The 23,461-nt window shown below is 66.7% G+C and carries 20 protein-coding genes; 14 read left to right on the top strand and 6 right to left on the bottom strand.

The features are described from left to right. Positions 1-89: 89 nt before the first annotated feature. The gene (gene pstS / locus ACFRAH_RS03665; RefSeq protein ID WP_377989567.1) at positions 90-1,211 is read right to left on the bottom strand and encodes a phosphate ABC transporter substrate-binding protein PstS; all 1,122 of its coding nucleotides are present in this window, start codon (positions 1,209-1,211) and stop codon (positions 90-92) included. Between the two features lie 260 nt (positions 1,212-1,471). Here pstS and ACFRAH_RS03660 point away from each other — a divergent pair, with 260 nt between their 5' ends. Continuing rightward, complete coding sequence (locus ACFRAH_RS03660; protein ID WP_377989566.1) at positions 1,472-2,020, top strand: flavin reductase family protein; 549 nt, start codon at positions 1,472-1,474, stop codon at positions 2,018-2,020. Positions 2,021-2,087: 67 nt separating this feature from the next. On the opposite strand, the gene ACFRAH_RS03655 is transcribed toward ACFRAH_RS03660, so the two are convergent. Continuing rightward, positions 2,088-2,537 (bottom strand): hypothetical protein, encoded by a 450-nt coding sequence (locus tag ACFRAH_RS03655; RefSeq protein ID WP_377989565.1) that lies wholly within the window; start codon positions 2,535-2,537, stop codon positions 2,088-2,090. Between the two features lie 43 nt (positions 2,538-2,580). Next, entirely contained in the window at positions 2,581-4,539 is a 1,959-nt protein-coding gene (locus tag ACFRAH_RS03650) for a primary-amine oxidase (protein WP_377989564.1), read from the bottom strand. Positions 4,540-4,659: 120 nt separating this feature from the next. On the opposite strand from ACFRAH_RS03650, the gene ACFRAH_RS03645 reads away from it, so the two are divergent. The 3 genes from ACFRAH_RS03645 to ACFRAH_RS03635 all read left to right on the top strand — a co-directional run bounded on the left by ACFRAH_RS03645 (position 4,660) and on the right by ACFRAH_RS03635 (position 7,510). Beyond that, complete coding sequence (locus ACFRAH_RS03645; protein ID WP_377989563.1) at positions 4,660-5,250, top strand: TetR/AcrR family transcriptional regulator; 591 nt, start codon at positions 4,660-4,662, stop codon at positions 5,248-5,250. Between the two features lie 68 nt (positions 5,251-5,318). Further along, positions 5,319-6,425 carry a D-TA family PLP-dependent enzyme gene (locus ACFRAH_RS03640; protein ID WP_377989562.1) on the top strand — a complete coding sequence of 369 codons (1,107 nt, stop codon included), beginning with the start codon at positions 5,319-5,321 and terminating at the stop codon, positions 6,423-6,425. Between the two features lie 125 nt (positions 6,426-6,550). Next, positions 6,551-7,510 (top strand): helix-turn-helix domain-containing protein, encoded by a 960-nt coding sequence (locus tag ACFRAH_RS03635; RefSeq protein ID WP_377989561.1) that lies wholly within the window; start codon positions 6,551-6,553, stop codon positions 7,508-7,510. A gap of 10 nt (positions 7,511-7,520) precedes the next feature. Here ACFRAH_RS03635 and gdhA read toward each other — a convergent pair whose 3' ends face one another. Beyond that, positions 7,521-8,858, bottom strand: coding sequence for an NADP-specific glutamate dehydrogenase (gdhA, locus tag ACFRAH_RS03630; RefSeq protein WP_377989560.1), 1,338 nt, complete (start codon positions 8,856-8,858; stop codon positions 7,521-7,523). A gap of 197 nt (positions 8,859-9,055) precedes the next feature. Here gdhA and ACFRAH_RS03625 point away from each other — a divergent pair, with 197 nt between their 5' ends. Next, positions 9,056-9,739 (top strand): AmiS/UreI family transporter, encoded by a 684-nt coding sequence (locus ACFRAH_RS03625; RefSeq protein ID WP_377989559.1) that lies wholly within the window; start codon positions 9,056-9,058, stop codon positions 9,737-9,739. Between the two features lie 15 nt (positions 9,740-9,754). Here the strand turns inward: ACFRAH_RS03625 and ACFRAH_RS03620 are convergent, their stop codons facing one another. Beyond that, entirely contained in the window at positions 9,755-11,251 is a 1,497-nt protein-coding gene (locus ACFRAH_RS03620) for an APC family permease (protein ID WP_377989558.1), read from the bottom strand. Between the two features lie 161 nt (positions 11,252-11,412). On the opposite strand from ACFRAH_RS03620, the gene ACFRAH_RS03615 reads away from it, so the two are divergent. Further along, positions 11,413-11,706, top strand: coding sequence for a hypothetical protein (locus tag ACFRAH_RS03615; protein WP_377989557.1), 294 nt, complete (start codon positions 11,413-11,415; stop codon positions 11,704-11,706). 41 nt (positions 11,707-11,747) lie between these two features. Here the strand turns inward: ACFRAH_RS03615 and ACFRAH_RS03610 are convergent, their stop codons facing one another. After that, a complete protein-coding gene (locus tag ACFRAH_RS03610; RefSeq protein WP_377989556.1) occupies positions 11,748-13,700 on the bottom strand; it encodes an FAD-binding monooxygenase in 1,953 nt (650 codons plus the stop codon). Between the two features lie 224 nt (positions 13,701-13,924). Between ACFRAH_RS03610 and ACFRAH_RS03605 the strand changes: the two genes are divergently transcribed. From ACFRAH_RS03605 to ACFRAH_RS03570, 8 genes are read left to right on the top strand one after another with little or no spacing between them, the layout of a single operon-like run. Beyond that, positions 13,925-15,406, top strand: coding sequence for a fumarylacetoacetate hydrolase family protein (locus ACFRAH_RS03605; protein WP_377989555.1), 1,482 nt, complete (start codon positions 13,925-13,927; stop codon positions 15,404-15,406). Next, positions 15,399-16,118 carry a GntR family transcriptional regulator gene (locus ACFRAH_RS03600; protein ID WP_377989554.1) on the top strand — a complete coding sequence of 240 codons (720 nt, stop codon included), beginning with the start codon at positions 15,399-15,401 and terminating at the stop codon, positions 16,116-16,118. Before ACFRAH_RS03605 ends, ACFRAH_RS03600 begins: the two co-directional genes overlap by 8 nt. A 58-nt stretch (positions 16,119-16,176) precedes the next feature. Next, entirely contained in the window at positions 16,177-17,691 is a 1,515-nt protein-coding gene (hpaE, locus tag ACFRAH_RS03595) for a 5-carboxymethyl-2-hydroxymuconate semialdehyde dehydrogenase (protein ID WP_377989553.1), read from the top strand. A gap of 46 nt (positions 17,692-17,737) precedes the next feature. Further along, positions 17,738-18,820, top strand: coding sequence for a 3,4-dihydroxyphenylacetate 2,3-dioxygenase (gene hpaD / locus ACFRAH_RS03590; RefSeq protein ID WP_377989552.1), 1,083 nt, complete (start codon positions 17,738-17,740; stop codon positions 18,818-18,820). A gap of 3 nt (positions 18,821-18,823) precedes the next feature. Then, on the top strand, positions 18,824-19,609 hold the full coding sequence (hpaH, locus tag ACFRAH_RS03585) for a 2-oxo-hept-4-ene-1,7-dioate hydratase (RefSeq protein WP_377989551.1): 786 nt from the start codon (positions 18,824-18,826) through the stop codon (positions 19,607-19,609). Then, positions 19,594-20,397: an HpcH/HpaI aldolase/citrate lyase family protein gene (locus ACFRAH_RS03580; protein WP_377989550.1), complete on the top strand. Its 804-nt coding sequence runs from the start codon at positions 19,594-19,596 to the stop codon at positions 20,395-20,397. The genes hpaH and ACFRAH_RS03580 overlap by 16 nt, the downstream gene beginning before the upstream one ends. 24 nt (positions 20,398-20,421) lie before the next feature. Beyond that, the gene (locus ACFRAH_RS03575) at positions 20,422-21,927 is read left to right on the top strand and encodes an NAD-dependent succinate-semialdehyde dehydrogenase (RefSeq protein ID WP_377989549.1); all 1,506 of its coding nucleotides are present in this window, start codon (positions 20,422-20,424) and stop codon (positions 21,925-21,927) included. 49 nt (positions 21,928-21,976) lie between these two features. Further along, positions 21,977-23,374 carry an MFS transporter gene (locus tag ACFRAH_RS03570; RefSeq protein WP_377989548.1) on the top strand — a complete coding sequence of 466 codons (1,398 nt, stop codon included), beginning with the start codon at positions 21,977-21,979 and terminating at the stop codon, positions 23,372-23,374. The last annotated feature ends 87 nt before the right edge of the window (positions 23,375-23,461 follow it).

Below are 23,461 nucleotides of genomic sequence, written 5' to 3'. Positions count from 1 at the left end.
GGTGATCGTGCGGAAACCGCGCTTTACACGGCTAAGTTCCCCGCCCTGCCTGGCGGCTGGGCGGGGAACTTCGGCGAACAGGCAAGTGGTTACGACTTGACCTTGATGGATTCGATGGCCTTGGTGGCCTTCTCTGCCAGGGTGGCGGAGATCGGCGCCGACTTGGCGGACTCGGCGGCAGCCTTCTGGCCCTCTTCGGAAACTACGTAGTTCTCGAATGCCTTGACCAGGTCGACAGTTTCCTGCTTGTCGTAGGTGGAGCAGACGATGTGGTAGGAAACCAGGACCACCGGGTAGGCACCGGCCTCGGTGGTGGTGCGGTCAAGCTTGATGGCACCGTCGGTGTCGGCGCGGCCTTCAACAGCCTTGCCGGCGTCGACTGCCTTGGAAGCAGCTTCCGGGGAGATCTTGACGAACTCGGAGCCGACCTTGATCTGGGCGGTGCCCAGCTTGCCGCCAACGGCGGAGTCGTCCGCGTAGGTCACGGCGCCCGGGGTGTCGGTGACGGTCTTGACGACGCCGGACGTGCCCTTGGCGTTCTCGCCCTTCAGGGATGCAGGCCAGATGCCGTCGGCCTTGTCCTTCCAGACCTCGGGGGCGGCAGCGGAGAGGTACTCGGTGAAGTTCTTGGTGGTGCCGGAGTCGTCAGAACGGCTCACGGGGGTGACGGCCAGGTCCGGAAGCTTGGCGTCCGGGTTCAGGGCGGCGATGGCGGGGTCGTTCCACTTGGCGATCTCGCCGCGGAAGATCTTGGCCGCGGTGGGGGCGTCCAGCTTCAGCTCGGTGATGTCAGGCAGGTTGAAGGCAACGGCGATCGGCGAGATGTAGACGGGGATCTCGATGGCACCCTCGGGGCCGCAGACCTTCTTGGCCGAGGCCAGTTCCTCGTCCTTCAGGTAGGCGTCGGAACCGGCGAACTGTGCCGAACCGTCGAGGATGGCCTTGCGGCCGGCGCCGGAGCCGTCCGGGGAGTACTGCACGGTGGCGCCCTGGTTGGCGGAGGCGAAGTTGGTCTTCCAGACATCCATGGCCGCGCCCTGCGCGGAGGAGCCGATGCCGGTCAGGGTGCCGGTGACCTTGGTGCCGGCGGCTGAGGCGCTGGCTGACGGGGCGGTGTTCGTGGCATTGTCTGAACCACAGGCGGTGAGCGCGAGTGCGCCAGCGGCGATAACAGCGATTGCCGCGTGGCGGCCGAAGCGGAGTGCCTTCACTGGGTGTACCCCTTCCAGGGTTTTTCGATGCGGTGCGGACCGGAGACGTCCGAACGTGAGCTGCGTACTTTTTGTACCTTCACTGAAGTTATGGGCCGCAGGTAACAAGTTTTGGGGTCCGAGGTGAACGGAGGGTTAACGACGGCGGGCCATTGGCTTACAGATACTGGGTTGCCATTGCGTTAGATGCGCCACAGCCGTAGTGGTTCCGTCACACTCTTAACAGCATGAACAAACGCCCCACGTGGCACGATGGCTTCATGGAAACTTCAGGGCCGCTGGACGCACACCAGCTGGGCCAGGGGCCGTTGGACGCCGACGTGGACCTGTACCGCAGGCTGAGTTCGGACATCACCGCGGGAGTCGCCGTCATTTCTACGCGGCTGAGGAACCGCGATTACGCCGCCACGGTCAGCGCTTTCCTCACTGTGTCCTACGACCCGCCGACCATGCTGGTCAGCCTGTACGCGGAATCCCGCATTGGGGAGGCCGTGGAGGAGTCGGGCACCTGGGCACTGAGCGTCCTCTCCGGCAAGCACCAGGGCACTGCAGCCTGGCTGGCCAGCCCGGGGACACCCCTGCACGGACTGCTGGCGCAGGTGCCGTTCCGCCGCGGACCGGCAACAGGATCTGCGGTCATCGACGGCTGCCTCGCCTACTTCGAGCTGCGCACCGTTGCGGTCCACACTGCTGCCACGCATCTGCTTGTTGTGGGCGAGGTGCTGGCGATGGGCACCGGAGCGGAGCCGGCCGAGACTCCGGACCCGCTGGTGCATTTCGGTTCGGAATTCCGCCGGCTGGCCCCGTAAGTCCGCGGGCATGGCAACGGGTGCGTTCTGCGGAACGCACCCGTTGCTTTTGTTTGGCGCTGCCCGCTCAGCGTGCCGCCGCCGCAGCCGTGCGGGGGACGGAGCGCAGGCGGGCTAGCAGCGTCGCTGCGAGGAACGCCGTCGTAATTTCCAGGACGACCATGGCCATCAGCCCGGCGGCGCCCGACCCCGACAAACCTGCGTCCGCTGCCGCCCCCGCGTGGGAGTGGCCGAGTGCGCCGGAAAGAACTGGGGTGCCCAGCAACATGACGGCGTGCAGCGCGGTCATGGCCAGGGCGCAGCCCATGACCTGGCGCAGGGCCGCCTCCCGTGCGCCGTGCCAGAGGTGCAGGGCGCACGGCAGGCAAACCCCGACCATCACGATCATCACCGCGCCCAGCCACAACCCGTGGTGGTTCCCGGCGACTAGCCACAGGTGCACCACGCAGGACGCGGCAGTCACCGCCGCGACAGCGCGGGAGTGCAGCATGCGGCCAGCCCCCGGGGACCCGTTCATGTCCTCCGCCTAGCCATGGCAGTGGCCGGCGGCGCCATGCTCGTCAACCGGCGGCGTGGCAGTGGCTGCCCTGAATGTTCGGGTTGGCCGGGACGTCCAGCACCGGGCTGCGGTCGAAGAAGCCTTCGGGGCGGAGCTTGAACCCGACCGTGTCCACCGGCATGATGGGCCAGTCCTCGACCCGCGGGAAGTGGGTCAGGCCGAAGGTGTGCCACACCACGATGTCCTGGCCGTCGATGTCGCGGTCCTGTGCGACGTAGGCGGGAAGCCCGGCGCCGCCGGAGTGCTGGTTAACGAAGTCGCCGGTCGGGTAGCGCTCGTCGTCGGCGTAGCGGGTGACCCACAGGTCCTTGATGGCAAACGCGGCCCGCCGGGCAATGGAAGACCCGGGATCGGCCATCAGGGTGGGCTGGTTGTGGGCGTGCAGCTTGTAGCCCACCGGTTCTCCCAGGCGGTTGCGGGATTCGGGGTTGGAGATGATCCAGGTCCGGCCAGTGCGGGCATCGGCCTCGCGGACCGCCTCGGACTCGCGCGCCAGCACGGTGCGCTTCCTGGCGAAGGCGTTGCCGCGGGGGTTGCCCTCGCCCATGGGCTGGCGGACCACGTCCTCCTCCTCCACCCTGTTGGTGAAGCCGTCGATGGCCATGTCCAGGCGGGCACTGAAGATGTGCTGGTGGAAGGGGGCACCGAGCCCCGGCGCCAGCTGGGAGATGTTGTCCGAGCCGGCTTCCGGAAATGCGGAGGTGAAGACGACGCCGGTGGCCTTCGCTTCGAATTCGATGGTGCCGTCGAGGTAGAGGTACCAGTAGAAGCCGTAGTCGTAGTTGCCGATGGTGGTGAAGAACGAAATCACCATGCGGCGGTTCCGGCGCGTGTAGCTAATGCCGGTCCAGAGGTCGCTGTGTTTGGCCAGGATGCCCCAGTCCTCCTCGTGCATGCAGATGCCGTTGCGGATCTCGCGGGGGTTGCCGAAGGCGTCGCTGATGATGGGGCTGAGGTAGGTGATGTCGCCGAGGCAGTCGCAGCCCAGCTCGAGGGAGTTGGCGTACTGCCCCACCAGGTACTCCCCCGTGTCGAAGTAGTTCTGCCAGGACCGGATCGGGGACGGATCGCCGTACGGGACCACCATTTCGGCGATCGACGCCCGGTTGATGATGGGCCGGAGCCGGTCCCCGTCCCGGAATCCGATGTTGTGCAGCACCACGCCCTCGCGGACGTCGAAGCCCACGTCAAGGCTCCACTTCTCCCACTCGATGTGGTTGCCGCCGGTCACCGTGAAGCTGGGGCCCTCGGGCTGGGTGATGCTGATGGGCTTCTGGGTGGTGCGTAGCGGACCGGTCAGCTCCGGGTCGGTATAGTTGCCGTGCTCCGCCGGGACGGGGACGACGCCGGTGTCGATCACCCGGGTGACTTCCTTGCTCACCACGTCCACGTACGCCACCAGCCCGTCCACCGGGTGGGCCCAGGCGCTGTCCTCGGGGAAGTCCTGCACGAACGCGAGCCCGCGCAGTATCCGGCGGCCCTTTTCCTCCGGGTACTCGAACACACCCGCGGACAGCGGGGCCACCCTGACCTTGCTGACGTCCAGGTTCCGCGCGGCGAGGGCGGTCAGCCACCGCTCGTCGGTGGCCAGGAGCTGCTCCACCACCTCGAACTCCTCCTCGAGGACCGGCAGTTCGCCGGTGGCCGCGGTATCGAGTTCGACGGCGGAAATCACCTCGCTGCCGGTGGCCGAGACAGTGACGTCGTGGGGCCGGGCGCCCGAAACGTCATGGATGAAGACCCGGAACCGACGGTCTTGCTGTTCACCGCCGGTTCCGCGGGCTGCACTTGTTCCGCGGGCAGGATCATTTTTCCGGGCGGGGTCCAGCAGCCCCAAATAGGCGATGCGCTTCTCCGGGCCCAGGAGGCCCGCGGAGCGAAGAATGCCTTGCACCTCGCTGATTTCCGCGGCTGAGGCAAGGCGGAACGGGCTGGCTGTTTCTGTGATGGAGAGCGTCATGGCGGCCTTTGGCAGGGACCCTGGCGGGTCGGACTTTTATTTTCTATAGTTGTAGAGAATAAGCGAACGTAAGATAGCTCACAAGACTGTGGGCTGAAATATTTATTGGGGAGCGGCCGCGTGCCAAAGATTGTCGACCACGACGAGCGCCGCCTGGAACTGGTGGATGCGACCTGGCGGATCATCGCCCGGATGGGCATCGAAAGCGCCACCATGCGGGAGATCGCCACCGAGGCAGGCTTCGCAAACGGCGCCCTCAAGCCATACTTCCCCACCAAGGACACGCTGCTGACCTTCGCGTTCGGCCACGTCTTCAACCGGACCAACGAGCGCATCGCCGAAGTCACCGCGGGACTTTCGGGACTCGCGGCCCTGCGGGCCTTTTGCATCGAGGTACTCCCGTTGGATGAGGAACGGATCAATGAAGCCCGCATCGTCATCCCCTTCTGGCAAAAGGCCATCAACGACCCCGGAAAGGCGCAGATCCACCGGGAATCAATGCAGCAGTGGCTGGACGCGATCCGCCGCCACCTCGCGGAGGCCCGGGATCACGGGGACGTGAGTACCGGCGTCGACGACGACAGCCTCGCCGGCCAGCTGCTCAACATGCTGCTCGGTGCGCAGATCGCGGCCGCCCTGCTTCCGGAAGGGCAGACGGAGCTCGGCCTGGACGGGCAGCTCGAGGGCTTCCTTGCCCTGCTGAGCAGCTAGCCTGCCGAGCACGTGGCCCGCCCACCGGTTAGCCTTAGGACCGCAAGAAACCGATCCACAAACAGGAGATGCCGGCAGTGACCATCCCGCAGGAAATCGATACGCCGGACATCATGATCGACCTCGACATCCTCGACCGGAATATCGAGCGTATGGCGTCAGCCGTCCGCGCACGGGGCCTGGGCCTGCGCCCGCACGCCAAAACCCACAAGATCCCCGAAATCGCCGCCCGCCAGATCGCAGCCGGAGCCTCAGGACTGACAGTGGCAACCATCGGCGAGGCCGAAGTGTTTGCGGCTGCCGGCGTCGACGACCTCTTCATCGCCTACCCCCTCTGGATTTCACCGCAGAAGGCCGAACGGCTCCGGCACCTGTCACAAACGGCGAGTATCGCCGTCGGCGTGGACTCAGCCGAGGGAGCAATGAGGCTGGGGGCCGGCCTGGGAAGTGCCGCGGCGAGCGTAAGAGTCCTCGTGGAAGTGGACAGCGGCCACCACCGCAGCGGAGTTCACCCGGAGGCCGTCACACCGGTGGCCCAGGCAGCGGCGCAAGCCGGACTGAGGGTGGCGGGGGTCTTCACCTTCCCGGGCCACAGCTACGCGCCGGGCATGCCGGTCGAGGCGGCCAGGCAGGAGCAGCAGGCGCTGAACCAGGCGTCCCAGGTTCTTGCCGCGGCCGGATTCGAGGTCACCTGCCGCAGCGGCGGCTCCACCCCGACGGCGATGCTGACCGGGAACTCGGCCGCCACCGAGGTGCGCCCGGGCGTTTACGTCTTTGGCGACGCCCAGCAGTTGGAGCTGGGGCGGTGCGCCGCCGAGGACATCGCGCTGACGGTGGCGGCCACTGTGGTCAGCCACCACGCAACTCCCGCGGACGGGCCGGCACGTTTCATCATCGACGCCGGCAGCAAGATCCTCGGCAGCGACCGGCCTGCGTGGGCCAGCGGCTTCGGACGGCTGATGGACCACCCCGAAGCCCGGATCACCGCATTGTCGGAGCACCACGCCACCGTCGAATGGCCAGAACGCGGGACCATGCCCGCCATCGGGGAACGGCTGCGCGTCATTCCCAACCATGTGTGCCTCGCCATGAACCTGGTGGATGACGTCGCGGTGGTCAGCGGCGGTGCAGTCGTGGACCGCTGGGTGGTGGCGGCGCGGGGGAAGAACAGGTAAATCTTTTTTCGCCATTTGTTGAAAAAAGATGACAGGGCAGAAGTTCGCCGCTAACCTGAAATGACTGTGTCGCAGGACACAATATTGGGGACCCGACAGACAACCCGCCGGCGTCAGGAACGTTCATGCCAGCAACCACAGCCCGCCCCGCGGACCAGGCCGTTACGTCCAGCGAGGCCACCTCCTTTGATCACTGGCGGCATCTTGTGGCTCAGTCCTTCGTGCCGCTGGCCGCCGAAACGGAACAGCCCGGGCAGTTCCGCGGCCGCATGCGCTCCAGGGTGCTGGACCGCACATGCATCGTGGAAGTGTCGGCTTCCGGCCACAGCGTCCACCGCACGCCGGCGCTTCTGGCGCAGTCCAACCAGCGCTATTTCAAGCTCAACCTCCAGCTGGAGGGCACCGGGCTCCTCATCCAGGACAACCGCGAGGCTGTGCTCCGCCCCGGCGACCTGGCCATCTATGACACCAACCGGCCGTACACGCTGGCCTTCGAAGAGCAGGCCCGCATGATGGTGGTCATGTTCCCGCACGACTCGCTGTCGCTGCCGCCGGACTACGTGGGTCAGCTGTCTGCGATCCGCCTGGCCGGCGAATCCGGCCTGGCGGGCATCGTGGGTCCGTTCATCGCCCAGCTCGCCGGCAACCTGGAGGCGCTCAGCGGGCCCACGGGATCCCGGCTCGTAGCCAACACCCTGGATCTCGTCTCCACCATGCTCCATTCGGAGCTGGACCTGGCCGCGGACAGCATGAAGCCGCAGGCGCTCCTGGCGACGTCGGTCCGTGAATACATCGAGGCGAACCTCGCCGACCCCCAGCTTTCACCGGCCAGCATTGCCGCGGCGCATTTCATTTCGACCCGCCACCTGCACAACGTCTTCCACGAGTCCGGCAGCACCGTTGCCAGCTGGATCCGCAGCCGCAGGCTGGAGCGGGTCCGCCGGGACCTCAGGGACCCGCTGCACTCCGGCACCTCCGTGGGCGCCGTCGCGGCGCGGTGGGGATTCCTGGACGCGGCGCACTTCAGCCGCACGTTCCGGGACGCCTTCGGCGAGTCCCCCAGCGACTGGCGGCGCGGCGCCTGAAAGCCCCCGGCTAGATCAAACCCTGCGCGAGCATGGCGTCGGCCACCTTGACGAAGCCGCCGATGTTCGCGCCCAGCACGTAGTTGCCGGGGTCGCCATACTCGTCCGCGGTGGAAGCGCAGCGGTGGTGGATTCCCACCATGATCTCGGTGAGGCGCTCTTCCGTGTGCTCGAAGGACCAGGAGTCGCGGCTTGCGTTCTGCTGCATTTCCAGCGCCGAAGTGGCCACGCCGCCTGCGTTGGCGGCCTTGCCGGGCCCGAACAGCACGCCCGCCTCCTGGAACACCGCGACGGCGTCCCGGGTGCAGGGCATGTTGGCGCCTTCGCCGACGGCGAGCAGTCCGTTGCGGACCAGCCGCGCGGCAGCACCGCCGTCGAGCTCGTTCTGTGTGGCACACGGCAAGGCGACCGTTGCGTCGACGTCCCAGACGGAACCGGCCTCCACATAGGAAACGCCGGTACGGCGCAAAACGTAGTCCTTAAGGCGTCCGCGCTCCACTTCCTTAATCTGGCGGAGCAGGCCGACGTCGACCCCAGCCTCGTCCACGATGTAGCCGGAGGAGTCGGAGCAGGCCACCACGGCGGCGCCGAGAGACTGGGCCTTCGCGATGGCGTTGATGGCGACGTTGCCGGAGCCGGAAACCACCACGCGCTGCCCGTCGAAGGACGAGCCGCGCGTCTTCAGCATCTCCTCGGTGAAGATCACCGTACCGAAGCCGGTGGCCTCGGGCCGGACCAGCGAACCTCCCCAGGAGGTTCCCTTGCCGGTCAGGACGCCGGACTCGTAGCGGTTGGTGATGCGCTTGTATTGGCCGAAGAGGTAACCGATTTCGCGGCCGCCCACGCCGATGTCGCCGGCCGGGACATCGGTATATTCGCCGATGTGGCGGTAAAGCTCGGTCATGAACGACTGGCAGAACCGCATCACTTCGGCATCGCTGCGGCCGCGGGGATCGAAGTCGGAGCCGCCCTTGCCGCCGCCGATGGGCATGCCGGTAAGGGCGTTTTTGAAGATCTGCTCGAAGCCGAGGAACTTCACGATGCCGAGATAGACGGACGGATGGAACCGGAGGCCGCCCTTATACGGGCCCAGTGCCGAATTGAATTCCACGCGGAAGCCGCGGTTAATCTGCACGCGGCCGTGGTCATCTGTCCACGGCACGCGGAAGATGATCTGCCGCTCAGGCTCGCAGAGCCGTTCCAGGATGGCCGCCTCAAGGAACTCAGGGTGCCGGTCGTGGACGGGGCCAAGGCTTTCAAAGACCTCCGCGACAGCCTGATGGAATTCAGCCTCGCCGGGGTTCCGCGCCAGGACGGTATCCCTGACAGCCGCCAGCCGTGCATCCATGAAACTGTCCTCACTTCCGGGCGCAACGGCTGCAGAGCATTCTTCGCGCCGCCTATGGTTGAGCTTTCAACCTAACCGATTAAGACCGGGCCCGGGTAGGTGGGCGGAGTGGCGTGCCCTATTCTCCGTATTGTGACAGACAAATTCCACAAGATGAGAAGTAGCTCCACCGTATCCACAGCCAGGAGGCCCTACTGATGCCCCACATCTGCCTCCTCCTCTCGGGCGCCGCACTCCTGATCAACGGGCTCGCAACGCTGGGTGCAATCCCCCGCAGGGACGCAGCCGTCCTCAGCCTGGTGATCGGGGGCGTGCAACTGCTGCTGGGCATCACATATCTGGGGATCACGCATCCGGGCGTCACAGCTCCGGACGCCGACGGCGACTGGGAGCTGCTGCTCCCGGCGTCCGGCATGTTCCTTTTCGGCCTGACCTACGTTTACGTCGGCTTGGATTTCCTGCTGGGGCTGGGATCGAAGGGCCTCGGCTGGTTCAGCGGAATGGTGGCCGGGTGCGGCCTCCTGCTCGCTGCTGCCTGGTTCAACAGCGACCCGCTGCTGGCGGTGCTGTGGCTCTGCTGGTCCTACCTGTGGACGTTGTTCTTCTTCTCGCTGGCGCTGGGCTACGGCCGGCTGTCGCCGCTGATCGGCTGGTCCCTGGTCCTGGCCAGCCAGACCACGGCAACAGCGCCGGCACTGCTTGGAATGACCGGGCAATGGTCCGGCGATCCGGCAATGGTCCGCGGCGCCGCCGCGTGCATCATTCTGCTTCTGCTGCTCGCCGGCGGCCTTGCCAGGCGGGACGGCAGGCGGGACGGGCAACGGGACCGCGGGACCGCCGTCGTCGTCCCCAACGAACAGTTGGGGACGACGGGCCGTTAGAGGTGATGACTGCCGTTAGTCTCCGCTGACGGCAGCCTCATGGGCAAACGCGATTCCTGAGGTCCGCCCCCGCCTCTCCACTCCGACTTCCGCCAGCACCCCGGCCAGGAACATCACAGGCACCGCTACCAGCAGCCCGGCCGCCGTTTCAGCGCTTCCGCCGATAAGGGACGTGAAGTTGCTGACCACCACGTAGAGGACCCAGGCCAGCAGCAGCGAAGCAACAACCGGTGCAATCAGGGTCTGCCAGAGCTGGCCGGGCACCCGTTCGCGGCGGAAAAATGCGACGACGGCAAGGGAGCAGAGCATGTACAGCACCAGCAGTGCCGCAACAGCGAGCCCGCTGAACCATGAGAAGAGCGTCAGCACCGGGTCCATCGCCAGCACTGCGAACGGAGCCACGAGCAGCACGGCGACCGTTGACTGGACCCACGCTGCCGATGCGGGCGCGCGGTGCTTGTTGGTCCGGGCCAGGACGGCGGGCAGCGAGCCGCGCAGGGCCAGCGAGTGCAGATAGCGGTTGATGCCGTTGTGGAAGGCGATGATGCCCGCCAGGAGGGAGGTCACCAGCAGGATTCCGGCGGTCACGCCTGCCCAGGGGCCGAACAGCTCAACCAGGGGCCCGATCACGAATGAGGTGGCGTCTCCGGACTCCAGGGCTGCTCCGGCGGCCTCGGTGACGTGTGACGGGCCGTAGAAGCTCACCAGCATCCACGTGATGAAGGCGAAGAACACGGCAATGATGCAGACGGAGAGATACGTTGCCCGCGCCACCGTCCGGTGCGGATCCTTGGCCTCGGCGGAGTAGATGGCCGTTGACTCGAAGCCGAACATGGACGCCACGGCGAACATGATGGCAACCCCGGGAGCTCCGCTGGCGATCGCCTCGGGGGAAAAGGAGGCTGCCATATTGAGGCCTTCCGGGCCGCCGCCCTTCAGCAGGACGGTGAAGCCGAACAGCAGCAGAATCGCCACTTCCAGGCCCACCAGGAGCGCCAGCACGCGGGCGCCGAGTTCGATGTTCTTCGAGCCCAGAACTTGCACACCCGCCATGGTGGCTACGGCGAGGAGCCACCACGGGACGGCCACGCCGGCCGAAGCCAGCAGACCGGAAAAGGCCGCACCGTAGAGTCCGTACATGGCCGCCTGGACCGTGCTGTAGGCCAGCAATGCCAGCCAGGCCGCGCCTGCGCCTGTCCTCCGGCCGAATGCTGCGGTGATGTAAGCGTAAAAAGCTCCGTTGGCCTGCACCTTCCGGCTCATGGCCACGAACCCGACGGCGAAGATGACAATCACAATGCCCACGATGAGGTACGCGCCCGGCGCCCCGGCTCCATTGCCGAGTGCAGCCGCCAGGGGCGCTGCGCCGACGATGCCGGTCAGCGGAGCCTGGGCTGAAAGAACGAAAAAGAGAATGCCCAGAACGCCGATGCTGCCCGCGCGGAGTGCCGTGGACTGCTCCTTGCGCGGATTTGCTTCTGCCGTCCGGGGCTCGGAATTTGAAATACTCATTGGATCCTTCTTAACGGTCATGAGCGTTGGAGAGGGGTGCCGGCAATGGCCTCGCACCGCTGATTCCAGCTTGGCAGTCCCGGTCGGATAGGGCTTGTCTGGCAGCGATCAGTTGTTGTGCCTGAGCGCACACGTCGCAGCCTCCGTGGGACCATGTCTCCATGAGCAGCGATCCCGCTCTGGAAGTGAGCGCCCTGGCCATCAATGTCACCATTCCGGAGGCCCTCCGCTGGACGGACAGCCGAAGGGGCGAGGAGTTCACGCTGACCACGCTGAACGTCCGGCTTCTGCCCGACGGCCATCTTGCCGCCAAGGCATATGGCAGGCCCCTCGCCGGCGGGCGGGGAGCATACGTTTCATTCCGCGTGCCGGACCGGCCGGAGCTCGCGGCGCTTATCGCGGAGGCCGCCAGCCACGCGGCCGGGATGTGGGCCGGGCACCGCGGGCTCGGCTGAGGCGGCACGCGGGAAAGGATGCGCACCCGGCAGCCCGGCTCTTACGCCAGGTTGGCGACCAGCCCCGAGCCGGCGGACTGAAGCGCTTCGGTCTGACCCGGCTCAGCCCGGCGGGCCGGGAGGATGCCCGCAAAGAAGGCGCCGAGTTCCGCCGTCGCCGTCAAAGGCAGGACGTTCGCCACGTACTGGTCCGGGCGGACCACCACTACAGCGCCGGCGCGGTCAAGGCCGCGCAGGTCGAAGATGTCGGCCTTCGGGTCCGCGCCGTAGACCTTCTCAAGGTTGGTCAGCCTGAACGGCCCCACCTCCGGCTTGAACACAGCAGGGACGGCATTGATGTCGATGCCCCGGTGGTCCTGCTGGTAGATGACCTTCACGTCGAACCAAGCATCGGCATCGGCACCCTCCGGCGTCGCCGCGAGCGGGGACTCCGGGGAGCTCTCCAGCCAGTGCGCGAGGTCAGTGGCCGGCGACAGTGCGCCGGCCACGGCCGGGTCCGCGAAAACGTAGATGCGCCAGCGCCCGTCGGCCTTTGCCTGGTGTCCCAGCTGCAGCGGGTTCGTGTCGCAGACCCGCAGCACGGGTGCGGACTTGAAGCGCTTGCCCACCGGGAAGCCGGCGGCCAGCTCCTGGTGCTTCGCCTCGGCCACGATCATTGACGGTGCATACTCGGTCATGAAGCCGGCCGGGAATTCGGCGGTGCGGACGTAGAAGTCCTCCAGCTCCGAGAGGTCGTTGAACTCCTCGGGCTTCTTGGCCATCAGGGTGGACCATTCCTTGTCGAAGTCGATCAGGTTCTTCGCGACCACCTGGCGTTCCGCCGAGTACGTGGCCAGCAGCGACTCAGGGCTGCGGCCCTCGAGCACATGGCCGAGCTTCCACCCGATGTTGAAACCGTCCTGCATGGACACGTTCATGCCCTGGCCGGCCTTGGCACTGTGGGTGTGGCAGGCGTCGCCGGTGATGAACACGCGGGGGGTGCGGGTGTCGCGTTCGGCGGGCAGGACGTCGTCGAACCTGTCGGTGAGACGGTGGCCCACCTCGTAGACGCTGTGCCAGGCGACGTTGCGGACGTCGAGGGTGTATGGCTGCAGGATCTGGTTCGCGTGAGCGATGATCTGGTCGATGGTGGTCTTGCGGATGGCGCCGTTGTCGTTCTCGGCCACGACGCCGAGGTCGACATACATGCGGAACAGGTGGCCGCCCTCGCGCGGGATCAGCAGGATGCTGCCGCCGTCGTGGGACTGGATGGCGCACTTGGTGCGGATGTCCGGGAAGTCGGTGGCGGCGAGGACGTCCATGACACCCCAGGCGTGGTTGGCCTGGTCACCGGCGAGCGTGCAGCCGATGGATTCACGGACTTTGCTGCGCGCGCCGTCGGCGCCCACCACATACTTGGCGCGCACAACGCGCTCCCGGCCAGCCTGCTCGCCTGCGGTGTGGACCAGCGTGACGGCGACGGGGTACTCCCCCGCGTCCGTGACCTCGAGGCTCCGGAACTCATAACCGTAGTCGGGGGTCATCCGCGTCGGCGAATAGGCCATGACCCGGGCGAAGTAATCCAGCACGCGGGCCTGGTTGACGATCAGGTGCGGAAATTCGCTGATGCCCATCTCGTCGTCGACCGCACGGGCGGCACGGTGGATGTGCTGCGGGTTCTCCGGGTCCGGCTTCCAGAACGCCATCTCGGTGATCCGGTACGCCTCCGCGGTGATTTCCTCGGCAAAGCCGAAGGCCTGGAAGGTCTCGACGCTGCGGGCCTGGATGCCGTCGGCCTGGCCGATCGCGAGGCGCCCGGGGCGGCGCTCCACAATACGCGTGGTGATGTCCGGAAACTGGGACAGCTGGGCTGCGGCGAGCATGCCGGCGGGGCCGGAACCCACGATCAGCACGTCAACCTCATCGGGGAGTTCTTCGGGGCGGTTGACGCCGACGCCGGCGGCCGGCTGGATGCGCGGGTCACCGGAAACGTAACCGTGGTGGTGGAACTGCACGGGCTTCCTCACTTCACTGTGTGGCTGGCTTGCGCCAAATCATGTGTTCTATATCAGAACAGATGGTTCGATAATAGAAACTTCGGTTATGATTCAGTACTGTACGTCACACACGACCCCGGCCACAAGAAGTGCCTCTTTCCCCCAAAGTGAGGGGTTGACGAATCCAAAGAGGGGGTCCAGTATGTTTCGTATACGATTTCGTACCTGATGAGGAGAATGCTTTGGAGCAGGTCAACGACGACACCTTTGCAGCAGCGCGCAAGGTGATCGCGGTGCACATCAACTACCCCAGCCGCGCAGCCCAGCGCGGCCGGACGCCTGCGCAGCCCTCCTACTTCCTGAAGCCGCCGTCCTCGCTGTCCCTGACCGGCACCGCCGTCGAACGCCCGGCCGGCTGCGAACTCCTCGGCTACGAGGGAGAAATTGCCATCATCATCGGCAAGGCGGCCCGCCGCGTTGAGGTCGAGGACGCGTGGAGCCACGTCGCCGCGGTCACCGCCAGCAACGACCTCGGCGTCTACGACCTCCGCTACGCGGACAAGGGCTCCAACCTCCGGTCCAAGGGCGGCGACGGTTTCACGCCGGTGGGCCCGGCACTGATTCCGGCAGAAGCCGTCGACCCCGCCAAACTGCGCCTCCGCACCTGGCACAACGGCGAACTGGTCCAGGACGACACCACCGAGGACCTGCTCTTCCCGTTCGCCCGGCTCGTGGCGGACCTGTCCCAGCTGCTCACCCTTGAGGAGGGGGACATCATCCTCACCGGCACGCCGGCCGGCGCCTCTGTCGCCGTTCCCGGCGATGTGCTGGAGGTGGAAGTAGGCACCGCTGACGGTGAGCTGAGCACCGGCCGCCTCACCACCACTGTTAAGGAAGGTACGACGGCGTTCGCTGACTTTGGTGCGCAGCCCAAGGCCGATGACCTCCAACGGGAGGAGGCGTACGGTTCGCGGGAGGCCGCCGGCCTTCCGGCCGACGCAAGTGCCGCCGTCGGGCTTGCCCTCTCCCCGGAACTTAAGGCCAAGCTGGAGAGCGTCTGCACGGCCACCCTGTCCTCACAGCTGCGCAAGCGCGGCCTGAACAACGTCAGCATCGACGGACTGACCGCCACCCGCCCTGACCGCAAGGTGGTGGGCCTGGCCCGCACCCTGCGCTACGTGCCCAACCGCGAAGACCTCTTCAAAACCCACGGCGGCGGCTTCAACGCCCAGAAACGCGCCATCGACTCCGTCAATGAAGGCGAAATCCTGGTGATGGAAGCCCGCGGCGAGAAGGGCACCGGAACCATCGGCGACATCCTGGCCCTGCGCGCCCAGGTCCGCGGCGCCGCTGCCATCATCACCGACGGCGGCGTCCGTGACTTCTCCGCCGTGGCCGCCATGGAACTGCCCACCTACTACTCCAACCCGCACCCGGCCGTACTGGGCCGCCGCCACATCCCGTGGGACACGGACATCACCATCGCCTGCGGCGGCACCACCGTGCAGCCCGGCGACATCATCGTCGCCGACTCGGACGGCATCCTGGTCATCCCGCCGGCCATCGCCGAGGAAGTCGCCAACGACTCCATCGCCCAGGAACGCGAGGAAGTCTTCATCGCCGAAATGGTCGAACAGGGCCACAGCGTGGACGGGCTCTACCCGCTGAACGCTGAATGGCGGACGAAGTTTGAGGAATGGGAAGCAGGCAAAGCCAATGACTGAAACGGCCACCGCCACCGCTGTCACCGACAGCCCCGCCGGCAGCAAATCCGAGCAGGCCTACCAGGCCATCAAGGCACGGATCGTGGAAGGCACCTACACCCCCGGCTACCGGCTGGTCCTGGCCGCCATCGCCAAGGACCTCGGCTTCAGCGTGGTCCCGGTCCGCGAAGCCATCCGCCGGCTCGAGGCCGAAGGCCTCGTGAAGTTCGAACGCAACGTCGGCGCCACCGTCTCCGGGATCGACCCCACCGAATACCTCTACACCATGCAGACCCTCAGCATCGTGGAAGGTGCTGCCACGGCACTGTCCGCCCCGCTGATCGGGGAAGCGGACATCGCCCGGGCACGCGCCGTGAACGAGGACATGCGCGACTGCCTGCAGCACTTCGACCCCGTCCGGTTCACCCGGCTCAACCAGGACTTCCACAGCGTCCTCTTCGAACACTGCCCCAACCCGCACATCCTGGACCTCGTCCACCGCGGCTGGAACCGGCTCGCATCACTGCGGTCCTCGACCTTCCGCTTCGTCCCGGGCCGCGCCCGCGAATCCGTGGAGGAACACGAGGCACTGCTGCAGCTCCTTGAAAACAACGCCGACGCCGACACCATCGAAAAAGCGGCCCGGCTCCACCGATCCGCCACCCTCGACGCGTACCTTGCCCAAACCAACACGCACCCCAAAACCAACACGGGGTCACTTAGCGCCCAATAAGGGGCCCGAATTGGGCCGTAAGTGACCCCGCGTTGCTCTAGACAGTAAGGAAACAACAATGACGTTCACTGCTCCGGAAACCACCACGCACTACGTTCCCGAGAACCTGCCCACCCACATCCAGCACTACATCAACGGTGAGTTCGTCGACTCCGTGGGCGGGAAGACCTTCGACGTCCTGGATCCGGTCTCCAACCGGAACTACGCCACGGCAGCGGCCGGCCAGAGGGAGGACATCGACCTCGCCGTCGCCGCCGCCCGCGAAGCATTCACCAACGGACCCTGGCCGAAGATGAAGCCCCGCGAACGCGCCCGCGTCCTGAACAGGATCGCGGACGCGGTCGAGGCGCAGGAATCCCGGCTCGCCGAACTCGAAACCTTCGACACCGGCCTCCCGATCACCCAGGCCAAGGGACAGGCGCTCCGGGCGGCGGAGAACTTCCGCTTCTTCGCGGACCTGATCGTTGCCCAGTTCGACGACGCCATGAAGGTCCCCGGCTCACAGATCAACTACGTGAACCGCAAGCCGATCGGCGTCGCAGGCCTCATCACCCCCTGGAACACCCCGTTCATGCTCGAGTCCTGGAAGCTCGCCCCCGCCCTGGCCACCGGCAACACCGTGGTCCTCAAGCCGGCAGAATTCACCCCGCTCTCCGCCTCGCTCTGGGCCACCATCTTCAAGGAAGCCGGCCTGCCGGACGGCGTCTTCAACCTGGTCAACGGCCTCGGCGAGGAAGCCGGCGACGCCCTGGTCAAGCACCCGGATGTCCCGCTGATCTCCTTCACCGGCGAGACTGCCACCGGCCAGACGATCTTCCGCAACGCCGCCGCCAACCTCAAGGGCCTGTCCATGGAACTCGGCGGCAAGTCCCCCTGCGTCGTCTTCGCCGACGCCGACCTCGACGCCGCCATCGACTCCGCCCTGTTCGGCGTCTTCTCCCTCAACGGCGAACGCTGCACCGCAGGCTCCCGCATCCTCGTCGAGCGCGCCATCTATGACGAGTTCTGCGAGAAGTACGCCGCCCGCGCCAGGAACATCGTGGTCGGAGACCCGCACGATCCCAAGACGCAGGTGGGCGCCCTGGTCCACCCGGAGCACTACGAGAAGGTGGCCTCCTACGTGGAGATCGGCAAGTCCGAAGGCCGGCTGCTGGCCGGCGGCGGACGGCCCGAAGGCCTGCCGGAGGGCAACTACATCGCGCCCACCGTGTTCGCCGATGTCTCCCCCGACGCAAGGATCTTCCAGGAGGAGATCTTTGGTCCCGTCGTCGCGATCACCCCGTTCGAGAACGACGACGAGGCGCTGGCTTTGGCGAACAACACCAGGTACGGCCTGGCGGCCTACATCTGGACCCAGAACCTGACCCGGGCCCACAACTTCTCGCAGAACGTCGAGGCCGGCATGGTGTGGCTGAACAGCCACAACGTCCGCGACCTGCGCACCCCGTTCGGCGGCGTCAAGGCCTCCGGCCTGGGCCATGAGGGCGGCTACCGCTCCATCGACTTCTACACCGACCAGCAGGCCGTCCACATCACCCTCGGATCCGTCCACACCCCAAAATTCGGCGCGTAAGCCCGCCGTCGTACTTCCAAACCCCTTTCAAAGAAGAGAGAACATCATGACCAACTTCGTTCCCACCCCCACTGTCCCGGCACCGGACATCGTCCGGTGCGCCTACATGGAAATCGTGGTCACGGACCTCGCCAAGTCGCGCGAGTTCTACGTCGACGTCCTGGGCCTGCACGTCACCGAAGAGGATGAAAACACCATCTACCTCCGCTCCCTGGAAGAGTTCATCCACCACAACCTGGTGCTCCGCCAGGGCCCCATCGCCGCCGTCGCCGCCTTCGCCTACCGGGTGAAGTCCCCCGCCGAGGTGGACGCCGCCGAGGCCTACTACCGCGAACTCGGCTGCCGGGTGGAGCGCCGCAAGGAAGGCTTCACCAAGGGCATCGGGGACTCCGTCCGCGTGGAGGACCCGCTGGGCTTCCCGTACGAGTTCTTCTACGAGACCGAGCACGTCGAGCGCCTCACCCAGCGCTATGACCTCTACTCCGCCGGCGAACTGGTGCGCCTTGACCACTTCAACCAGGTCACCCCGGACGTCCCCCGCGGCCGGGCGTACCTGGAGGACCTTGGCTTCCGCGTCTCCGAGGACATCAAGGACGCCGACGGCGTCACCTACGCCGCCTGGATGCACCGCAAGCAGACCGTCCATGACACCGCGCTGACCGGCGGCAACGGACCCCGCATGCACCACGTCGCGTTCGCCACCCACGAGAAGCACAACATCATCCAGATCTGCGACAAGATGGGCGCGCTGCGCATCAGCGACCGGATCGAACGCGGCCCCGGCCGGCACGGCGTTTCCAACGCCTTCTACCTCTACATCCTGGACCCGGACGGCCACCGCATCGAGATCTACACCCAGGATTACTACACCGGCGACCCGGACAACCCCACCATCACCTGGGACGTCCACGACAACCAGCGCCGCGACTGGTGGGGCAACCCCGTCGTCCCGTCCTGGTACACCGAGGCCTCCCTGGTCCTGGACCTGGACGGCAACCCGCAGCCGGTCATCGAACGCACCGATGCCTCCGAAATGGCCGTGACCGTCGGCGCCGACGGCTTCTCCTACACCCGCAAGGATGAGACTTCCGCCGCGGTAGAGGGCTTCAAGCTGGGAGCCCAGGTCTAAGCCATGCTGGACGCGAAGACGATCGAGGCCATTGCCGACGAACTGCTGGAGGCCAACCGGACCCGCACCCCTGTCCCCCGGCTGACCGCCCGCTACCCGGACATGACGGTGGAGGACTCCTACGCGGTGCAGCAGCTCTGGCGGCGCCGCAACGAGGACGCCGGCCGGACCCTGGTGGGGCGCAAGATCGGCCTCACGTCCAAGGCCATGCAGGCCGCCACCGGCATCACCGAACCCGACTACGGCGCCATCTTCGATGACATGGTCCTCGAGACCGGCTGCTCCGTGGGATGGGACAGGTACACCCATCCGCGGGTGGAGGTGGAGCTGGCCTTCGTGCTGAAAGACGGATTGAAGGGCCCGGGCTGCACCATCTTCGACGTCCTGAACGCCACCGACTACGTGGTCCCGGCCCTCGAGATCCTCGATTCCAGGATCGAGATGGAGGGCCGGACCATCGTGGACACCATCTCCGACAACGCCGCCATGGGCGCCATGGTGGTGGGCGGCCGCCCGGTGAAGCCGGACGCCGTGGACCTGCGCTGGGTCTCCGCGATCCTATACAAGAACCAGACCGTGGAGGAAACCGGCGTCGCCGCCGGGGTCCTGGACCACCCCGCCAACGGCGTGCACTGGCTGGCCAACAAGATCGCCGCGCACGGGGACAGCATGAAGGCCGGCGACATCATCCTCGCCGGGTCCTTCACCCGCCCCCTCTGGGTCTACAAGGGCGACACGGTCCATGCCGACTACGGACCCCTCGGGAGCGTCACGTGCCGTTTCGAGTAGAGGACACGTTCCGGTCCGCGCTGGAAAGCGCGGACCGGCCGCTGGCCGGGATGTGGGTCTGCTCCGGCAGCCCCCTCGTCGCCGAACTCTGCGCCGGATCCGGCCTGGACTGGCTCCTGGTCGACGCCGAACACTCCCCCAACGGGCTCGAATCCATCCTCGCCCAGCTCCAGGCCATCCACGGCTACCCCGTCCACACCCTGGTGCGGCCCCCGGTGAATGACACCGTGCTCATCAAGCAGTACCTGGACCTCGGCGTGCAGAACCTGCTGGTCCCCATGGTCAACTCCGTCGCCGAGGCCGAAGCGGCGGTCGCCGCCACGCGGTACCCGCCGCACGGCGTCCGCGGGGTCGGCTCCGCGCTGGCCAGGGCCGCCCGCTGGAACCGGGTCCCGGACTACCTCACCCGGGCATCGGAGACCGTCAGCGTCACCGTCCAGATCGAATCCACGGCTGCCGTGGAAGCGGTGGAGGACATCCTGAAGGTCGACGGCGTGGACGCCATCTTCGTCGGCCCCTCCGACCTCGCAGCCTCCATGGGCCTGCTGGGACAGCAGGAACACCCAGAGGTGCGCGCCGCCGTCGAACACTGCCTTACCGCCGCCAAAGCGGCCGGCAAGCCGGCCGGCGTCAACGCATTCGCCCCCGCGACCGCACGTGCTTACCTGGACGCCGGCGCCGCCTTCATCCTGATCGGGGCCGATGTCGCCCTCCTGGCCCGCGGCTCCGAAGCCCTCGCCGCCGAATACGTCCTGCCGTCGGACGGCGAAACCCCCGCCAGCTACTAACTCTTCCCTTCTAAGGACTTTCCCATGACAGTTACTTCTGCGCTGCCCCCTGCCATCCCACCGGCGCGCGAGGCTGAGCTGCTCGCCTCCGTCCCCACCGGTTTGTTGATCAACGGTGAGTGGCGTGGCGCGTCCGACGGCGGCACGTTCGACGTGCACGACCCCGCCACCGGGGAGGTACTCGCCACCCTGGCGTCCGCCACCAGCGAAGACGCCCTCGCCGCGCTCGATGCGGCCGACGCCGCCCAGGCCTCTTGGGCCCGCACCGCACCGCGGGAGCGTGCCGAGATCCTGCGCCGCGCCTTTGACCTGGTCACCGAACGCGCCGAGGACTTCGCCCTGTTGATGACCCTGGAGATGGGCAAACCCCTTACCGAGGCACGCGGCGAAGTCACCTACGGCGCCGAGTTCCTGCGCTGGTTCTCCGAAGAAACCGTCCGCGACTACGGCCGCTACCTCACCACCCCCGAGGGCAAGAACAAGATCCTCGTCCAGCACAAACCCGTCGGACCCTGCCTGCTCATCACCCCCTGGAACTTCCCGCTCGCGATGGCCACCCGCAAAGTAGCGCCCGCCGTCGCCGCCGGCTGCACCATGGTCCTCAAACCCGCCAAGCTCACCCCGCTCACCGCCCAGTACTTCGCCCAGACCATGCTCGACGCCGGCTTCCCCGCCGGAGTCCTGAACGTCGTCGCCTCCTCCTCCGCCTCCGGGATCTCCGGGCCGCTGCTCGCCGACCCGCGGCTCCGCAAGGTCTCCTTCACCGGCTCCACCCCGGTCGGCAAACGCCTCATGGCCGACGCCGCCCAGAACGTCCTGCGCACCTCCATGGAGCTTGGCGGGAACGCACCGTTCATCGTGTTCGAGGACGCCGATCTTGACGCCGCCGTGGAAGGCGCGATGGCCGCGAAGATGCGGAACATGGGCGAAGCCTGCACCGCCGCCAACCGGTTCCTCGTCCACGAAACCGTGGCCCAGGAGTTCACCGCCAAGTTCGCCGCGGCCATGGGCGCCCTGACCACCGGCCGCGGCACCGAACCGGCCACGAACGTTGGCCCGCTCATCGACGCCGGAGCCCGCGATGACGTCCACGCCCTCGTCACGGCAGCGGTCGGGGCCGGAGCCGTCGCCGTCACCGGCGGAGCACCCGTCGACGGTCCCGGCTACTTCTACCAGCCCACCGTGCTCGCCGATGTGCCCAACGACGCCGCCATCCTCGGTCAGGAAATCTTCGGCCCCGTCGCCCCGGTCACCACGTTCAAAACCGAGGAGGACGCGATCCGGCTCGCCAACGCCTCGGCGTACGGCCTCGCCTCCTACCTCTACAGCCGCGACTTCAACCGGCTCCTGCGCGTCGCCGAACAGATCGAATTCGGCATGGTCGGCTTCAACGCCGGCATCATCTCCAACGCCGCAGCACCCTTCGGCGGCGTCAAACAGTCCGGACTCGGCCGCGAAGGCGGTTCCGAAGGCATCGCCGAATACACCACCACCCAATACATCGGCATCGCCGACCCCTACGCCAACTGACACAGCGCCATATCCACACAATGACGTGTCCACACAGCAAGGAAAAACATTGAGTACTGTCCAGCAGGGGCAGCGCAGCTCGGCAACGGACCGCCGCGTAGCGTTCGCCACCATCATTGGAACCACCATCGAGTGGTACGACTTCTTCATCTACGCCAACGCCGCGGGCCTGGTCTTCGCGAAGCTGTTCTTCGAACCCGCCGGCGCAGATATTGGCATCCTGATTTCCTTTGCCTCGGTGGGACTCAGCTTCCTGTTCCGGCCGTTGGGCGCCTTCCTGGCCGGACACTTCGGGGACCGTCTTGGCCGCCGCGCCATGCTGGTCATCACGTTGATCATGATGGGTGCGGCCACCACCCTCATCGGCGTGCTGCCGACGTTCGAGACTGCCGGTGTTGTGGCGCCCATCCTGCTGCTTCTCCTGCGCATCCTGCAGGGCATTTCGGCCGGCGGCGAATGGGGCGGCGCCGTCCTGATGGCTGTCGAACATGCTCCCCGGGGCAAGCGCGGCCTGTTCGGCGCCTTCCCCCAGCTGGGCGTTCCGCTCGGCATGCTGCTGGCCTCCGGCGTGCTGGCCGTGATGTCAGGCGTGGTCTCCCCCGGTGCAGCCTTTGTGCAGTGGGGCTGGCGCATTCCGTTCCTGCTCAGCTTCGTTCTGATCGTGGTGGGCTTCATGGTCCGGCGCAGCGTGGAAGAAAGCCCGGTTTTCGAGGAGATCGCACAAAAGAAGCAGCAGACCCGCGTCCCGGTTGTCGAACTGTTCAAAAAGCACTGGCTGCTGGTCATCATCGCGGCGCTCGTCTTCGCGGGTAACAACGCAGCCGGCTACATGACCACCGGCGGCTACATCCTCAGCTACGCCGCCAACCCCGCCGGCCTGGCCATGGACCGCACGCAAGTGCTCCTCGCGGTGACGGGCTCCGGTGCCCTGTGGTTCGTTTTCACGCTGATCTCCGGCTACCTTGCAGACCGCATTGGCCGCAAGAAGACCTACCTCATCGGCTACGGCTGCCTCATGGTCACGGTGTTCCCGCTGTTCTGGCTGGTGAACACCGGCAACATCTGGGCGCTGTTCCTTGGCCTCGCACTGTTCACGGTCGGGCTCGGCCTGACCTACGGCCCGCAGGCGGCCCTCTACAGCGAACTGTTCCCCGCCTCCATCAGGTTCTCCGGCGTCGCGATCTCCTACGCTCTCGGCGCCATCATCGGCGGCGCCTTCGCCCCCATGATCGCCACCGCGCTGGTCCAGGCCACCGGAACAACAGCCTCCGTGTCCGTCTACCTGCTCATCGTGGCTCTCGTTTCAACGGCCGCGGTGCTGGTGATCCGGGAACGCAAAGGCATCGACCTGGGCATCAACAACCAGGCCGAACAGGAAACGGGCGCCACGATTTTCGACCGGCGGCCTGCCCAGGCTGACCCAGGCAGGGCACGCGCCGGCGTCTAGCCTCCGTCAGTTCGGCCTGTCAGTTCGCCCCACGTCAAGGTTTCTGCACCCAAAGACAAGCCAGTGGCCCGGCGGGCGGACAACACT

This window comes from Arthrobacter sp. NPDC056727 (assembly GCF_042790555.1).
Classification (GTDB): domain Bacteria; phylum Actinomycetota; class Actinomycetes; order Actinomycetales; family Micrococcaceae; genus Arthrobacter.
Note: the sequence above shows the minus strand (reverse complement) of the source record. Positions and strands in the feature narration are given on the sequence as shown.

What these genes read in the sequence shown, in the direction of transcription:
- ACFRAH_RS03615 (WP_377989557.1), top strand. Translation starts at nt 11,413, where the DNA reads ATGAGCAGCGATCCCGCTCTGGAAGTGAGCGCCCTGGCCATCAATGTC.
- hpaH (WP_377989551.1), top strand. Translation starts at nt 18,824, where the DNA reads ATGCTGGACGCGAAGACGATCGAGGCCATTGCCGACGAACTGCTGGAG.
- ACFRAH_RS03650 (WP_377989564.1), bottom strand. Translation starts at nt 4,539, where the DNA reads ATGACGCTCTCCATCACAGAAACAGCCAGCCCGTTCCGCCTTGCCTCA.
- ACFRAH_RS03660 (WP_377989566.1), top strand. Translation starts at nt 1,472, where the DNA reads ATGGAAACTTCAGGGCCGCTGGACGCACACCAGCTGGGCCAGGGGCCG.
- hpaD (WP_377989552.1), top strand. Translation starts at nt 17,738, where the DNA reads ATGACCAACTTCGTTCCCACCCCCACTGTCCCGGCACCGGACATCGTC.
- ACFRAH_RS03655 (WP_377989565.1), bottom strand. Translation starts at nt 2,537, where the DNA reads ATGAACGGGTCCCCGGGGGCTGGCCGCATGCTGCACTCCCGCGCTGTC.
- ACFRAH_RS03575 (WP_377989549.1), top strand. Translation starts at nt 20,422, where the DNA reads ATGACAGTTACTTCTGCGCTGCCCCCTGCCATCCCACCGGCGCGCGAG.
- ACFRAH_RS03600 (WP_377989554.1), top strand. Translation starts at nt 15,399, where the DNA reads ATGACTGAAACGGCCACCGCCACCGCTGTCACCGACAGCCCCGCCGGC.
- ACFRAH_RS03635 (WP_377989561.1), top strand. Translation starts at nt 6,551, where the DNA reads ATGCCAGCAACCACAGCCCGCCCCGCGGACCAGGCCGTTACGTCCAGC.
- ACFRAH_RS03640 (WP_377989562.1), top strand. Translation starts at nt 5,319, where the DNA reads ATGCCGGCAGTGACCATCCCGCAGGAAATCGATACGCCGGACATCATG.
- gdhA (WP_377989560.1), bottom strand. Translation starts at nt 8,858, where the DNA reads ATGGATGCACGGCTGGCGGCTGTCAGGGATACCGTCCTGGCGCGGAAC.
- hpaE (WP_377989553.1), top strand. Translation starts at nt 16,177, where the DNA reads ATGACGTTCACTGCTCCGGAAACCACCACGCACTACGTTCCCGAGAAC.
- ACFRAH_RS03620 (WP_377989558.1), bottom strand. Translation starts at nt 11,251, where the DNA reads ATGAGTATTTCAAATTCCGAGCCCCGGACGGCAGAAGCAAATCCGCGC.
- ACFRAH_RS03625 (WP_377989559.1), top strand. Translation starts at nt 9,056, where the DNA reads ATGCCCCACATCTGCCTCCTCCTCTCGGGCGCCGCACTCCTGATCAAC.